Origin of the sequence: Sorangium sp. So ce327 (assembly GCF_051530205.1) — a bacterium.
Taxonomy (GTDB): Bacteria; Myxococcota_A; Polyangia; order Polyangiales; family Polyangiaceae; genus Sorangium; species Sorangium cellulosum_B.
Genome location: NZ_CP150330.1, coordinates 8,492,845 through 8,507,289, shown reverse-complemented (window position 1 = coordinate 8,507,289; position 14,445 = coordinate 8,492,845). Strand labels below are relative to the sequence as shown.

Here is a 14,445-nt window from a genome sequence, read left to right as displayed (position 1 = left end):
GCCGCATCCGTGAAAGAGGAGCCAAGTGGCTGCCGGCGGTTCGTGGGCGTGTCACTCCAGCGAAGGGGCCCGCAACAGGCCGATCGGCGACGGATCGAAGAGAAACGCCGCGTACCTCTTCGGTCCGCCAGGGACCTCGGAGGGGAACTCCCAGGTGACGCCGGTGCCCTTCGCCTCGCTGTCGACGCGCCGCTGGAGCAGACGGAAGAAGGCGAAATCCGAGGGCGGCGCGTCCTGGGTCTGGACGCGCGGCGCGCCGCCGCCCGTCTCCATGGTCTGGATGCCGACGCTCGCCCGGCCAGCGCCTGCGTCGCCCGGGGACCACACGACAGGGAAGGACTGCCACGAAGGCGTCTGGTTGAACGCGTAGAAGCTGCTCGTCCCCGCGAGGAGCAAGGCGAAGGTGACCGTGCGCTCCCGCTCCACGGGCGACAGCGCCGGCGCCTTGACCGACAGCGCGATCGGCCGGGGCTTCCCGTCGGCGCTGAAGAGCAGCTGCGTGAGGTCCGCCGACCAGGAGGCGAGCCGGAGCGCGGCCGGCGGGATCCGCACCGCGCCCGCGGTCGGCACCTCGAGCGGCGTGAAGGTGCCGGGCGGGCCCTCGTGGCAAACGGGGCCGACCAGCGCGGCGAAGGCGGTGTAGAACGTCCCTTTCGGCCCGAACACGGCCTCGACGTCGGCGGCCCGCGCGTCGAACTCGGAGCGGGAATCGAAGGGGAAGCGCGAGAGCAGCGGGCTGACCACCGGGCGCAGCGCGCGGTCGTACGCCTCGGCGACCGCTCGGTCGAGGTCCGCCTTGCCCAGCCCGAGCGCGCGCTGGGGGACGAGGCGGAACGGGCGGCGCAACGACTCCGGGAGGGCCGCGTCGTTGAGCCACGCCTCGACCTGCGCGTGGATCGACTTGGCCGGGTCCCGCAGCGCGGCATAGGCGAGCGCGCCGATCGGCGCGAGGCGCGCGTCCAGCGCCGCGTCCTTCGGGGGAGACGGCGGCGCCTGGTCGACGAGCGAGGGGATCAGCGGGATGAGCAGCTTGTAGTACGGCTCGAGCGCGGGGTACTTGCCCTTCTCCCCCTGCATGAGGCGGACGATGGGCCCGTAGTCGGCCACCTTGTCGGCGATCGGCCGGAGCAGCGCGGAGGGCGACGCCGGCATCGTCGCGAGATCGGCCGTCCGCGTGAGGAAATCGGTCATGAACGACGCGGGAGACACCATGTCCGCGACGTCCGCCGCGAGCGCGGCCGCGCCGCCCGGCGAGAGCTGGAAGCTCTGGGCGTACGCGTCGAGCGTGCTGCGAAGGCCCCTGGCGTGGTCCTCGGCGGCCTTGAGCGCGACCCGGAGGTACGCCTCGCGCTCGTGGCTCGACAGGCCGGTCGGCTCCAGGGCCCGCTCGAAGCCCTGGAGACCGGGGGACACCTCCGCCCGGAAGGCCTCGGGCGTGTACTGGCCGTCGATGAACTGCGCGGCGCCGCGGCCAGGGGAGGGGAGCACCGGCTCGAAGCGGGCGCCCTTCGGGAACAGCACGGACCGCGCGGCGGCGTCGGCGAAGAGCGCGTCGAGGTAGCGGAGCGCGCGGCCGGCCACGATGGCCTTCGACCAGAGGGCCGTGTCGAAGGTCCATCGCTTGGACTGCAGCGTGATGCGATAGACGGGGTTCGCGGGGGGCTGCTCGGGCGCGGGCGCGCCGGCCGACGCCGAGGGGCTCGCCGCCGAGGCGCTCGACGACGACGCCGCGGGCGCCGACGGGGCCGCGGGCGACGGCGAGGCGCTCGACGACGACGCCGCGGAGGGCCGCGCCGCCGGGAGGGCGGAGGGCGCCGCCGAGGCCGCGGGCGCGGCCAGCTTCCTGATGCGATCGAGCCAGCTGGAGCGCGGCTCCGCGGGCGCCGGCTCGGTCGCGGGGGCCTCCTCCGCCACGAACACCGGGGGCACCGAGACGATGGGCAGGTCCGATACGGCCTCGCGCAGGCCCTTGCCCGCCCCGGAGGGGCCGTCGAGCGACGCCGCGAGGACCGCCTCGAGCAGCGGCCGCAGGCTGCTCGCGTTGTCCTGCATCCACGGCCCGGCGCCCGTCGTCGTGCCCGGGCCGAACAGGTCCTTGTGCCGGGCGTGCCGCTGCTGCAGGAGCCGGGCGATCTCGGCCAGCTCCGTCTGCGCCGCGGCGTCGTCCACCGCGCGCGAAAGCTCGCGCGCGTCCTTCTGGAGGCCGGCGAGCGTCCCCTCGTCGAGGCGCTTGCCCTGGAGCACGCTCGTGAGCCGCTCGAAGTAGCCTTGCCAGTCGTCGAGGCTCGATCCGAGGGCGGTCGGCGCGATCGGCGGCAGCTGGGCGAGCTCCTCGTCGCTCGGGCCCGCGCCGTCGCTGGCCTGGAGGTACGCGTCGAGCGTCTCCGGGAGCACGCCGAGGGCCTTCGCCCATTGGGCCTTCTCCTTCAGGATGGCCTCGTACAGGGGATCGCCCGGCCGCGCGTCGAGCACGGCGAGCGCCCGGATGCGGGCGGCGCGATCGGTGCTGCGCAGCTCGGGCAGCAGCTTGAGGTCCTGCACGGCGCGGACGTACCGATGCTCCACGTCGGCGCGCTTCTCGGGGAAGAGCACGCCGTCGCGCTGCAGGTCGAGCACCTCCCGCGCCGCGTTGGCCTCCGCGTCGCGCGTCACCGGCGCGCCCTTCTTCGCCGCGCGCTCGAGCACCACCACCGCCTGGTCGGTCTCGCTGACCTTCTCCTCCTGCGCGGCGAACACGAGCCCGCCCGCGAGCGCCAGCGCCCCGGCGGCGAGCGCGGCGCGGCGGAGGAGGCGGACGAGCCGGGCGCGCGCGTCCCGCTCGGCGAGCTCCTCGTCCGGGGCGAGGGCGTCCCCGGTGGCGCAGAACGGCTCGTCCGGCGGGGCGGCGCAGAGGAACACGCCGTCGACGATCGGCGCGCTCCTCGCCGGCGCGAGCAGCGCCTCGAAGAAGGGCGAGAGCGCGCGGAGCGTGGAGCCGCCCGCCGGCGCGGAGGCGCCCTCGCTGGCGACGAAATCGACGACGGCGGGCAGCGCGCGCGTGGCCGCCCCGCGGGGCGCCACGCGGCGCCAGGCGGTGATCGTCGTGTCCGCCGCGTCGTGCGGGATCGGCCGGCGCTCGCCGGTGCCCTGGAGCACCTCGCAGAGCGGGGCGAACCCCGCCGAGCGCTCGTCGAGGTGGGTGACCGCGACCCGCGCGTGGACGGGAGACCCTCGCAGCTCGGCGAGCAGATCGAGCTTGCGGCGCGCGACGCGCCCCAGGTCGCGCAGCCCCGCGTCGTTCCAGGTGACCGAGCGGGCGTTCACGACGAGCACGGCGCGGACCGCCGAGAGCGCGATCCCCTTCCAGAGCTTGCGGAGCGCGTCCTCGGTCTCCTCGCGCGGATCGAGCAGGAGGTCGCCGGAGATCTCCTGCACGCGCTGCCCCTCGCCCGCGTACACGCCGAGATCGGGGCCGCCCTCGTAGCGATCGGTCCCGCGCAGCGCGCCGCGGATCAGGCTGCTCTTTCCGGAGAGGCGCTCGCCGAGGACGACGATCACCGGCCCGTCGCGCTCCGAGGGGGCCATCGCCGCCACGGCGCGCTGCCAGGTCCTCGCGAGCGCGGGCGCCTGATCGCCGGCGTTCTTGCGCTTGCGCATCCGCCACGCGAGCACGAGAAAGCACCCCACCCCCACGACGAGCGCGACGACGCCGGCGATGAACCAGCCGTTCACGGAGGTGGAGCCGCCCGCCTCGTCCATCGTCTCCGCGTCAGCCCGCGTCGAGGGCGGCGGCCTCCAGGACGTCCTCGACGAGCTCGAAGGCCGGCGCCAGCTTCTCCGGATCGCGCCTGTCCGCCGGCGCCTCGAGCGCCTCCCGGATCGGCGCGAGCAGCGCCTCGATCGCCGCGGGCGAATGGACCCTCGCGAGCGCGGACGCGACCTCCGCGAGCAGGGCGCGCGTGTCCCCGGCCGGCGGGGCCGCGCCGCGCGAGAGCAGGGGGGCCTGCTTCGTTTCGCTGCCCTGCACGTGGTCCATGGTGAGATTTCATCACACCGCTGCGACGGCTACCAACAAAGGCGTTTGCGTGCCGGATCGGGCTGGGCGCACAGGCTGCCTCGCCGTGTCGGCAGGCCGCCACTCATGGATTCGAATCCGCGCCGTTCTTCATGGCTGCATCCTGAGCACCCTGAGCAGCCGCTCGAACCACGACGGCGGCGCGCTCGCCGCCGCCGGCTTGCTCATCGCCGTCGACCCCGGCACCAGCGCCGCCAGCGCGGCGTCGAGCTGCTTGATCCGCTCCTCCAGCCGCTCCGGCGCCTCCGAGCACCTGCCCTGAAAGCCCTCCGCGAGGCAGAACCGGTACACCGCCACGAGCAGCGTCATCTCCTGCCGCTCGTCCGTGTACGCCCCCTCGCCGAGCCTCGCCACGCGCCGCAGGACCTCGCGCTCCTTCTCGAAGAACAGGTCGCCTCCGTCCTCGTCCGGGGCATAGCCTCTCCGCTGAAGCCGCTGCCAGTGCTCCTCGCCCCGCGGCTCCATCGCGCGCACCATCACGCGCTCGTCGTACAGGCACACGAGCGGCAGGAGCAGGTTCTCCGGCGACGCCGTGCCCTTCTCCGCCACCCGCCTGCGCAGCCGATCCACCATCGCGGCGATCCGCGCGCGGAGCGCGTCGAGGTCCGGCACGGGGGCCTCGTCGAACGCGCGCTCGATCAGCGCGAGCACCGCCACGTGCGTGTCGGTGATCTCGCGCAGGACCTCGAAGGGGTCGGAGGCCGTCAGGCGCAGGGGGACGGCCTGGCTGGCCGCGGCGCTCATCGCGCGAGCTCCCTACTACCCGTTGCGGGGAGGGTCGTCGTCTCGACCTCCACGGCCTCCGGGGCCCAGGCGTCGAGCAACGCCGTCACCTGCCGGTGGAACAGGGGCGCGAGCCCCTCCTCGTCGAGCGGCGGCGGCTCCATCTGCAGCCGGTAGACCCGCCTCCGCGGCCCGGAGCTGCCCAGCGGATCCAGGGCCCAGCGCGCGTCGACCGCCGCGATCCTGGCCGGAAACCGCGCGAACGGGCTCGCCCCCGACGCCCCGAGCAGCTGCGTCAAGGCCCGCAGATCGGCGCGATCGAGCGACGGCTTCTGCCGGAGCGCCAGCACGTCGAGCCCTCTCTCGGGCGCGAGCGCGAGGGGGCTCACGGTCGGAGGGCGGACCTGGCCAAGCACGCGGAAGGCCACCCCTTCGAGCCGCTTGCGCTGGGGCTTCACCACCAGGGGCCCCCGGGCGTTGCGCCACAGCGTCGGTTGCGCCCACACCGCGTCCACGTGGGCTTTCCACGGCGCCACGGCGGCGTCGTCCGAATGCACGCGCACGAGCGGCGCGCCCGCCTCGGGGAACAGCACCTCGTACCACGCGCCCTCCTCGGACAGCGAGCGAGGCGGCACAGGCGACAGGGCGCTGCCCGCGGGCCCGCCGGCGCGGTACACGCCTCGCACCCGCACCGGCTCGACGGCGGGCAGCGCCGATTGCGCCGAGCGCATCGGCGTCGCCTCGGCCGTCCCGTCCACGTCGATGGGCTCGGCGAGGTCGCTCCACGCGTTCTCCGCCGGCACCACGAACAGCAGGAACGTGTCCTGCGAGACCGCCGTCGACTCCGGCAGATCCGCGCTCAGCGCCAGCGTGACGTCGAGCCGCTTCCAGGCGCCGTCCACGGCCGGCAGCGCCAGCGTGACGAAGAGATCCTGCTCGGGCGCGTGGAAGAACGAGCGGATCCGCCCCAGCGGAGAGCCGTTCTCTTCCTGCTCCCACGGCGCCTGCGGCGCGGGAGCCCCGAACGTGACGCCGCAAGGCTGGTCGACGCCGCCCTCCCTCCGTGCGGTCGCCCCCAGGAAGCAGCGCGAGAGCGCCTCGAAGACCTCCGCCGCGGCCCGGGCGTCGCCGTGCCGCCGGACGAAGAGCGGCAGATCGAGCGCCCCTTTCTGGGGCACCGCCGCGGCGAGGCGGAGCCGGAGCTCCGCGCCCCGCGCGAGCCACACGATCTCGGCCTTCTCCAGGGTGATGGGGCGCACCGAGAGGGCCCGCCGCGTCGTGAACACCGAGGGGAGCCCGTCCTGAGTCTCGACGCGGAACCGCGTGCCCTCCGGCAGATCGGCGGGCACGTCGAGGAGCCTCGCGCCGTCGGCCTGCAGCATCGCCACCGCCGGCATCGGCGCGAACAGATCGTCGAGCAACCCGCCCGCCATCCGCACGATCGCCGTCCGCATCGACGCCGCGGCCGAGGCCCGCGTGCGCGCCGCGAACATCGCCATCGCCTCCACGATCCGCCGCACGTCCGGGTCCTCGGTCCCGAACGGGAGCTCCCCGCGGCGGACGCCCTCCTCGAAGGAGCCGTCGAGCGCGGCGAGCTCCTCGTGGAACCAGCGCCGGAACAGGGGTCCTTCGTCCATCAGGCTCTCCTCACGTCGCTCATCCCAGGTTGACCAGGTTGCCTTGCACGTTCGTCATGCTGCCCTTGAGCGTGGCGATCCCTGTCGACTCGGCGCTGAGCGTCGCGTCGGCCTTCACCTCCACCATGGCGCCCTTCACGGACACCTTGCTCGTCCCCGAGGCGTCCACCTCGAGCGACGCGAGCTTGGCGGCGGACGACGAGAGATCGAGCGTGCTCTGCCCGCCCCCGGAGAGGGACACCTTGGTGCTGCCGGTCGCCTTCACGTTCGTCCCGGAGATCGAGACGTCCTTGTCCGACGCCAGGGTCATGTCCTTGGCGCTCTTGAGATCGAGCGTGTCGTCGCTCTTGTAGGTCGACGCCTTGGTCGAGGTCATCGTGATGGTCTCCGAGGCGGTGACCTCGAACTGCTTGCACGAGATGGCCACCTTCTCGGCCGTCTGCGTGATCGTGCTCGTGGCGTCCGAGCCCTTCACCGTGATCGTGATCGAGGTGCCATCCATGGCGATGGTCTGGGTGATCTTGTCGTCGGCGTTGTCCACCGTGACGGTCACGCCGCCGTCCTTCGCCATCACCACGGTGCAGACCTTCGTGCCCAAGGTCAGGAGCCTCCCTTGGTCTCTTCCACCTTGAGCGTCAGCATGCCCTCTTCCAGCTTGAGCAGCACCGTGTCCTTGTCGTTGGTGCGGAGCACGCGCAGGACGGGCTTGTCATCCTGGTAGTCGTGGAGCACCGAGGTCTGGCTTTTGTCGGATTTCCCGAAGAGGAGGTGCTGCCCCTGTCCGTCCTGCGCCACCTTCGCGCCAGGCCGGTGATCGAGCACGCGGACGATCTCCGCCCTGTCGAAGAAGCACGCGACGCGCACCTTGGCGTGCTTGTAGACAGGCACATAGAAGGTGCCCGTCGCCTGCGTCGACAGGTAAGGCGCCTGGATCTGCTTGTTCTCGAAGGCCGGGATCTCGACCTTGTACTCGTCGATCGACGTGTCGGCGTTCTGGTACACCTGGTAGGTGACGTCGGTGTCCTCGCCGACCTCGCTCAGGGCCTTTCCCTCGAGGTATCCGGGGAAGTGCGGCGCCGCGAAGGGCGGCAGGTGCACGAACGGGTCGGCCTTGTCCTCCAGGCGAACCGACAACGCCAGATCGAACCCCGTGGCGGCGTCCCCGTAATCGCGGTCCGGGCCTTGATCGAGCGCCGTGGCCGCGAGGGAGAGCTCCACCACCCGCAGCGGCCCCGCCGCGGCGCGCAGCGAGCTGCTGAACCCCCCGCTCGACGAGACCGTCACGAGGCTGCCCGGAGAGACAGGCACCGTCGGCGAGCGCTCGAACGAGAGCAGGAGCTGCGTCTGCGGCGCGCGCGCCCGGCTCGTCTCCAGCGCATTTCGGTCGTCGACGTCCTGCGCCACGTCGGTGCACAGGGCCGTGTCGCGGAAGATGCCTGTCGCCGCGTCCGCGTTCGTGATCGGCGAGAGCTTCGGCGAATCCGCCGCCACGTTCCGCACCCGCGGCGCGTACCGCGCGGGCTCGCCGATCGCCCAGGTGACGTCGCCCACGTCGTCGCGGGGCAGCGCCGCGGCCGTGCCGCTCGTGTCCTTGGTCTTTGCGAGCTTGTACGTGCCCTTGTCGTGGTCGAACGTGAAGACGCCCCCAGCGCGCTCCACGTACCAGATCAGCAGATCGTAGAAGCTCGCCCCCCGCTCCGGGTCGAGGTGGAAGAAGACCATCGGGACCGCCTTGGAGAGCGTGTCCCAGTCGTAGCTGAGCGTGATCTTGTCGCCCTTGTTCGCGTCGAGCACGTCCTGGAACGATTGCTGGGCGTGCAGCGAGGTCGGGTGATGCTGGCCCCACAGCGCGCGCGCCGCGTCGAGGAACCGCACCCGGTAGCGCCGGTAGAGCACCGGCCGCTCGGCGAAGCCGCGGTCGAACATCTTCTCCGTCACCAGGCGCTCGACGACGAGGCCGCGGGTCTCGATCGACGGGATCGTCGGGCTCTTCTCGGCGTCTGACCGCACAGCCTTCACCGACAGGGCGATCTCCGCCAGGTCCGGCTTCTGGAAATCGGCGAACAGCTTGTCCTCGTACTCGCCGCCGCGGGTCTTGTCGTCCTGGATCACGAGCTCGACGGTCCCCTCGGCGCCCCAGGGGGTGAGGCGCAGGCTCACCGCGCGCACATTCCCGCCAGGGATTGTGTGCTCCGTGCCGCCAGCGGTCAGGGTCACCGAGACGGAGAGCCGGTCCCTCATCGCGCGGCCCCTCCGTCCGGCGGCCCCGCCGGGATCGGCTCCACCTGGACATACCGCAGGATCGTCTGCATCCGGATCCGGAAGGCGGCCGGGCGCCCTTCGATCTCGCACCGCAGGCGGAACGCGGCGAAGAGCGAGCCTTCCCGCCCGAGGAACGTGAGCTCCGGCCTCTCGGCGCGCGGCTCGAACGCCTTCACGTTCTGCAGCATCTCGCGCGTCAGCGCCTCGAGAAGCGGCTTCGTTGCCAGGTGTTCGTCGTAATCACCCAGCCCGAAGACCTCGGACGCCTCGGCATACCCCTTCTTCGAATTGAGCACGGCCGTCAGGTTCCGCGCGACCGAGTGGAGCACGGACTCGGATCGATCGCTGGCGAGCCTGCTCATGAAGCTCATCGCCGGTCCGGCCTCGTCGCGCTGCCTGCGGAGGCAGCTTCATGGCCTTCCCCGGCACCGGCGCCGCCCCGACCGGCCTGGGGGGCGGCGTTCGTCCAGTAAAGCGCCGCCCGGATCCCGGCCATCTCCTTGGTCCGCACGAAGCCCATCGCGCGGGCCTTTCGCACGTGCGCCCATTCCTCTTTCTCCTCCGCGGTCCTCCCGGGCTTCGGCAGCGCGTAGACATCCGCGCGAGGCCCGAAATCCGCGGGCGGGGAGCTCGAGAGCACAGGGCGGATGCCCAGCGTGGAGTACTGGCTCAGCCACGGGAGGCGCCCCGGCTCCCCCACGCGGATGTTGTACTTCTGGATCGGCCCCTCGCCCGACGGCGCTGGCCGCTCGATGATCAGGTACAGCTCCGCCGCGTCGAGCACGTGGTCCGGGAGCTCCGGCGTGACGAAGCGGCCCTCTTCCTCGCGGAAGGGCAGGGTGGGCGCTGCCGGAGGCAGGTTGTCGATCTGCTCCAGGAGGGCGCCCATCACCCCGCCGAAGACCTCGCCGAGGTTGTCGTGGTCGTAGAGCGGCAGTGGATCCGCCGGAAGCTCGCCCGAGAGCAGGTGGACCTCCAGGAGCAGCTCACGGAGGGCGTGGAGGATCGGATGCGGGTGCAACCGCGCGAACGCGGGGCTCTCCTGCTTCAGGAGGACGTCGTCGAGCAACGCCCGCGCCTTCCGCACCTCCGCCCGGCCGCGCAGCAGCGCTTGCACGGGGCCCGCCGAGCGCCGCGCCGCGGCCACGTGCTTCGCCAGGTCGTCGTCGTACCGCACGAGGCGGTCGCGCAGCAGGAGGAGGGGCTCGTACAGATGGGGTGTCGCCCGCAGCCGGAGCAGGGGCGGCACCACGTCCGGCGAGGCGTGGAACGATTTGCCGTCCCGGGTCTCGAAGCGACCGACGAGCAGAGAGCGCCCGCGCGGCGCCGCCGGCTCGAACGCGAGCTGGGATCGCAGGACGAGCCGCTCGGACACGGAGCCTTGCGGGCGCGGCTCGGCGAGGGGTGGATCGGGCGAGAGCACCTGGAAGTGGACGTCCACAGCCGTCCTGCCGGCCTGCTTGAGGCTCAGGGGCTCCGGGAGAGCGACGTTGTCTCCCCCCCGGACGAGGTTGCCGCTCGGGAGAGCCGCCTGGGCCTCGTCGATGCGCAGCGCGCCGCGCGAGAGCTCGCCCGCGTCCCAGGCGAGGGCGAGCCAGCCGTACGAGGGCAACCCGGGGATCTCCCCCCGGGCGCGGGCCTCCTCGGCCAGGGCCTCTTCGAGCGCCTCGAAGTCTTCGGGGCGGAGGACCTGGCCTATACGCCAGGCGATGCGCGTGAGGCTCGCCACGGCAGCTCCCAGGTCAACCGACCGCGAGGCCCCAGGACTTCGCGACGGGCTTCTGATCGGCTGTCGCGATGTGGAGCGTCTGGGCCGACGGCTGCGGCTTGACGCCCGTCTGGAAGGCGTAATTGATGGGCGACTGCACCTCGGTCGACGCGTCGTCCGCCACGGTGACGTTCAGCTCGTCGCCCCGCTTCTCGAGGATCCCGTTCATGTCCGTCGCGTTGCTGTGGAACGCGAGGAAGTACTTCTTGGCGACGGGATCGTAGTCGTACACCGAGAACTGGTACACGACCTCGACGCTCGTCAGGTCGTTGATGACGAGCGCGGCGACGTTCTGCCGGTTGGTGACCGAGATCTGCCCGGAGAAGTACACGGCGTCGGTGACGCCCGTCTCCCAGAGGACATCGCTCAGCACGGCGACGACCTTGAGGTCGTTCTTCGGGTTCGTCGGGTCCTTGCAGGTCTGATCGGCCGTGAGGTCCGTGCCGGCGAGCTTCATCTTCGTGATGAAGCCAACCGGCGTCTGCTTGTCTTTCTTGTAGTTGTAGCCCTGGTAGATATCCAGGACCCTTCGGTATTGCGGCATGGGGGCTCGTCCTTTGTACGCGGTCTCGGGTCGTTACTTTCCGCCCAGGCTGGCTTCCAGCCGCAGCTCGACGTCCATCCCTTCGAACTGGAGATGGGGCAGGATCGAGATGACCGTCTTGTACCACCCGAAGGGACCGGGCTTCGGCTCCACGGTCACGCTGGTGGCCTTGAACGGGTAATAGCGGAGCGTCAGGTCATCCGGGTTGACGACCGTCGTGACGAAGCCGCCCAGCCACTCGGCCAGCGTCTTCTGGATGTAATCGGCGTCGGCCGTCGATCCGATGTACTCGCGCACCATGGCCTTCACGTAATGGGCGATCTGCGTGATCGAGTACGTGTAGGCCAGGTTCGTTACGAGCTGAGCGTTCTTCGTGTTGACGTCCTCGAGGAAGGTCTTCCCCTTCTTGACGGACTGCGCGCTGAAGAAGGTAGCGACGCTCTCGCCCTTCTTGTGCACGAGCGCCATGAGACCGTTCCTGGAGAACTGGAACTCCCGAAAATCGGGGATCACGATCTCCACGGGCGGCAGGGACTCCTCGTTGGATTCGAGCTGCTTGGCCTGCTTGCCATAGACGATCTGGTCGTCCTTGCGCTTGTAGGAGAACACAGTGAGCCCCGCGACGAGGCCGCCGCCCTTGGGGCCGCGGATGTGCTGCGCCCACTCGCTCAGCGCGTACGAGCGGATGAGGTTCTTCGCGAAGAGGACGGCCGCGTTTCCCCAGAGGAAGTGGTTGTCGTCGCCGCGCGCGCCGGGCTTCACCGTCTCCTCGTACTCGACGGCGTTGCCCGTCTCTGCGTCGCCCGTGGAGCCCCACGGCACCCGCACGAGGTACCGGGGCACCGTGAGCCCGATGTAGGCCGCGTAGTCCTCGTCCCGGAACACGTCCCATTTGCCGTACTTGGAGCGCGACAGGATGGCGTCGAGGTCGGCGATGTCGGCGACCTCCTGCATGTTCTTCTTGTCGAAGAAGCCCGGCCCCGCGGAGGACACGAACGGGCAATGCGCGGCGGCGGCGATCTTCGACATGGTGCGCAGCCACTTCACGTCCTCCGCCGCGTTCGTGACCTTCTCGAACTCGTAGAGGCCGATCATCGTCGCGAAGGGCTCGCCGCCGTAGCGGTCGTACTCCTCGACGTACACCTTCTGGAAGAGCGCGCTGCCGAAGATGTCGCTGTCGTGATCCGCGAAATCCGCGCGGAGCTCCTCCCGCGTCACGTCCAGGAAATCGATGTAGATGTCTTCTTGCTCGACCTCGTCGCAGAGCTCGTCGAGCCCGCGCCAGTTGCGCTCGAGCTCGCGGAAGGCAGGGCCCTGAACCACCTTGTCGAGGTTCTCCCCGAGCTTCTGGTCGATCTCGCCGAGGAGCTGGTCGATCGTGCCGAAGAAATCGCTCAGGGTCGAGTCCTTGCCGGACAGGAGCTTGACCTTCTCGCCCGCGCCCCGCGCCGCCTTGGGGCGATCGCTGACGATCTCGACGTTCAAGAGGAGCGCGGCGAGCGCGTTCATGAGCTGCGCGCCGTCCTTGACGTCGGCGTCCCTGTCGCGAAAGACGACCTTGGCCGGTGTCTTCGCGTCCTCCGGCGCGGCGATGGTGGCCAGGGCCGTGTCGGAGAGCGGATCGAGCCGGACCAGCTTGAGCGGGTGGTCGTCGGCCTCGAGCGTATCGGTGACGGACGCGCCGATCGTGCCGAGGAGGGTCTTCTGTAGCGGGGAATTAAACATGGTTCACTCCGTCGCTCTTGGCGTTGGCGATCACGAGCTCCGCGTACTGTCCCCGGAGCTCGCCGCTCAGCGCCTCGAGCTCTGCCTTCTTGTCCCTCAGCGCCGAGCGGAGCGCGTCACGCAGGGCGGGCACGTTGCGGATCTCGGACTGGAGGGTCTGGAGCAGCTCGCGGATGACGCGCAGGCGGTTGAGCTCGGGCACGTTCGACACGATCTCATCCGGGCTGAACGAGGACCATGCGTCGAACGGCAACACGCGCTCGGCGTACGTGGGCAGGTCGGCGCTGGCGCTGCTGCTCGTGTTGGCGGCGGCGTCCTTGTCGAAGCTGGCGACCATGTCATCGACAGCCTTCTTCTCCGTCTCCGCTCTGCCCTTGGCCTCCTGGATCGGCTTGGTGGAGGTCTTGATCAGATCGCTCGCAAGATCGACCTTCTGGGCGACCTCGGCCATCCCCTCCACCTGCTTCGCCTTGTCGGTCTCCGCGGCGAGCTTCGCCGCAGCGTCGAGGGCCTCCTTGGTGGCGTCATAGGCGCTCTTGGCCAGCGCGATGGCGCTCTGGGCGGCATCCGCCACGGGCTTGACGGCTGCCAGCACCACCCGCGCCTGCCGGACGGTGGCCTCCGCCGTCTTCGTCGTCGCCTCGTCCACGGCCGCGCCAGCGGCGGCTGTCGCCTTCGGGTGCACGATCTCCACCTGCGCGGCGGCGCCCGTGTAGGCGGCGGCGGCGGCCGTCGCGTCCGGCAGGAGCGCATCGAGGTTCTTCTTGGCCTCGTCCAGGACCGACTTGAACGGCTCGAACACGGCGCTATCCACGGTCAGCGCCGTCAGGCTCGCGCTCTTGCCTGTCTGTAGCTTCGCGTCGGTGGTGAGAGCGCCCGACTGCTTCACGATCTCCTCGGCGTCGCTCTTCGCGCGCTCGCGCCGCTCGGGGAGGGGGCCGGGCCGCGAGTTCAGCGTGGCCTCGATCTGCTCTGGGTCGTTGTCAGAGATCCCGATCTGAAGGCTCACGGGATTGCTGACGCGCACGACACCTGCGACCACGCCGACCGGCTCGTCCTTGAGCGGGATCGTGAGCAAGCCGCGCACCTTGCCGCCGCCCTGGAGCTTGATGTCGACGGAGGGCGGGAGGGCCGCGCGGTCGAGCGTCACATCCGCCGAGAGGTTCACAGGGCCGCTGACGTCGCACAGCCCGTTGTCGCTCTTGCTGCTCGTGAACGTCGCGGTGCCCGAGAGCTTCACCACCGCTTCGCCGGCTTGCGTGCTGGCGGAGAGCGCTCCGGTGAGCTTCACGTTCTTCAGGCGCCCCGGGAGGATGGTCGCGAGCTCCTTCGGCAGCTTCACATACGGAAGGAGCTCCGCCATGAAGTCGTCGACGCGCCCGCCCGCCTTTCCGAACCGGAACGAGCGTATGGGCCGCGCCGCGAGGGCCGGGACCGTCTGCACGGCCTTGGGGTCCTTCGGCACGCCCTGATCGTTCTGCGGCTCCGCGTGCGCGTCAGGACCGGTGAAGTCGCCGAGCACGAGCAGCCGGAATGGGAGCTTTTTCCGCACCTCGGTCCCGCTGATCCGGGTCCGGTAGTGCAGCATCAAGCGAGAACGGTACCGCTCTGGGAACGGATAGGGGAAATCTTTACTCACGAGCTTCTCCTCGGGCGCGCAATCGCGTGCGCTGCGGCGCATCGGGCACAGGGGCCGCGACGCCCCTCCACGCCATATACAAAGTTTTTCATA

11 protein-coding genes are annotated in these 14,445 nt (G+C 70.8%); all 11 read right to left on the bottom strand.

Annotation, left to right across the window (positions count from 1 at the left end):
- Positions 1-51 precede the first annotated feature (51 nt).
- Positions 52-3,738: a hypothetical protein gene (locus WME95_RS31685; protein WP_437903080.1), complete on the bottom strand. Its 3,687-nt coding sequence runs from the start codon at positions 3,736-3,738 to the stop codon at positions 52-54.
- Between the two features lie 10 nt (positions 3,739-3,748).
- Positions 3,749-4,015, bottom strand: coding sequence for a hypothetical protein (locus WME95_RS31680; RefSeq protein ID WP_437903079.1), 267 nt, complete (start codon positions 4,013-4,015; stop codon positions 3,749-3,751).
- A gap of 129 nt (positions 4,016-4,144) precedes the next feature.
- The gene (locus tag WME95_RS31675) at positions 4,145-4,798 is read right to left on the bottom strand and encodes a DotU family type IV/VI secretion system protein (RefSeq protein WP_437903078.1); all 654 of its coding nucleotides are present in this window, start codon (positions 4,796-4,798) and stop codon (positions 4,145-4,147) included.
- Complete coding sequence (locus tag WME95_RS31670; RefSeq protein WP_437903077.1) at positions 4,795-6,414, bottom strand: type VI secretion system baseplate subunit TssF; 1,620 nt, start codon at positions 6,412-6,414, stop codon at positions 4,795-4,797. Before WME95_RS31670 ends, WME95_RS31675 begins: the two co-directional genes overlap by 4 nt.
- Before the next feature lie 19 nt (positions 6,415-6,433).
- Complete coding sequence (locus WME95_RS31665; protein ID WP_437903076.1) at positions 6,434-7,012, bottom strand: hypothetical protein; 579 nt, start codon at positions 7,010-7,012, stop codon at positions 6,434-6,436.
- Between the two features lie 2 nt (positions 7,013-7,014).
- Entirely contained in the window at positions 7,015-8,655 is a 1,641-nt protein-coding gene (locus WME95_RS31660; protein ID WP_437903075.1) for a hypothetical protein, read from the bottom strand.
- Positions 8,652-9,038, bottom strand: coding sequence for a GPW/gp25 family protein (locus tag WME95_RS31655; RefSeq protein WP_437903074.1), 387 nt, complete (start codon positions 9,036-9,038; stop codon positions 8,652-8,654). Before WME95_RS31655 ends, WME95_RS31660 begins: the two co-directional genes overlap by 4 nt.
- A gap of 5 nt (positions 9,039-9,043) precedes the next feature.
- Positions 9,044-10,405: a type VI secretion system baseplate subunit TssK gene (gene tssK / locus WME95_RS31650; protein ID WP_437903073.1), complete on the bottom strand. Its 1,362-nt coding sequence runs from the start codon at positions 10,403-10,405 to the stop codon at positions 9,044-9,046.
- A 13-nt stretch (positions 10,406-10,418) separates the two neighbouring features.
- Complete coding sequence (locus tag WME95_RS31645) at positions 10,419-10,988, bottom strand: hypothetical protein (RefSeq protein WP_437903072.1); 570 nt, start codon at positions 10,986-10,988, stop codon at positions 10,419-10,421.
- 33 nt (positions 10,989-11,021) lie between these two features.
- Positions 11,022-12,713 (bottom strand): type VI secretion system contractile sheath large subunit, encoded by a 1,692-nt coding sequence (gene tssC, locus WME95_RS31640; RefSeq protein WP_437903071.1) that lies wholly within the window; start codon positions 12,711-12,713, stop codon positions 11,022-11,024.
- Positions 12,706-14,352 carry a type VI secretion system contractile sheath small subunit gene (locus WME95_RS31635; RefSeq protein WP_437903070.1) on the bottom strand — a complete coding sequence of 549 codons (1,647 nt, stop codon included), beginning with the start codon at positions 14,350-14,352 and terminating at the stop codon, positions 12,706-12,708. The genes tssC and WME95_RS31635 overlap by 8 nt, the downstream gene beginning before the upstream one ends.
- Between the last annotated feature and the right edge of the window lie 93 nt (positions 14,353-14,445).

Bases quoted from the DNA above. Each gene is read 5' to 3' on its own strand.
- WME95_RS31685 (WP_437903080.1), bottom strand. From the start codon at position 3,738: ATGGACGAGGCGGGCGGCTCCACCTCCGTGAACGGCTGGTTCATCGCC.
- WME95_RS31680 (WP_437903079.1), bottom strand. From the start codon at position 4,015: ATGGACCACGTGCAGGGCAGCGAAACGAAGCAGGCCCCCCTGCTCTCG.
- WME95_RS31675 (WP_437903078.1), bottom strand. From the start codon at position 4,798: ATGAGCGCCGCGGCCAGCCAGGCCGTCCCCCTGCGCCTGACGGCCTCC.
- WME95_RS31670 (WP_437903077.1), bottom strand. From the start codon at position 6,414: ATGGACGAAGGACCCCTGTTCCGGCGCTGGTTCCACGAGGAGCTCGCC.
- WME95_RS31660 (WP_437903075.1), bottom strand. From the start codon at position 8,655: ATGAGGGACCGGCTCTCCGTCTCGGTGACCCTGACCGCTGGCGGCACG.
- WME95_RS31655 (WP_437903074.1), bottom strand. From the start codon at position 9,038: ATGAGCAGGCTCGCCAGCGATCGATCCGAGTCCGTGCTCCACTCGGTC.
- WME95_RS31645 (WP_437903072.1), bottom strand. From the start codon at position 10,988: ATGCCGCAATACCGAAGGGTCCTGGATATCTACCAGGGCTACAACTAC.
- tssC (WP_437903071.1), bottom strand. From the start codon at position 12,713: ATGTTTAATTCCCCGCTACAGAAGACCCTCCTCGGCACGATCGGCGCG.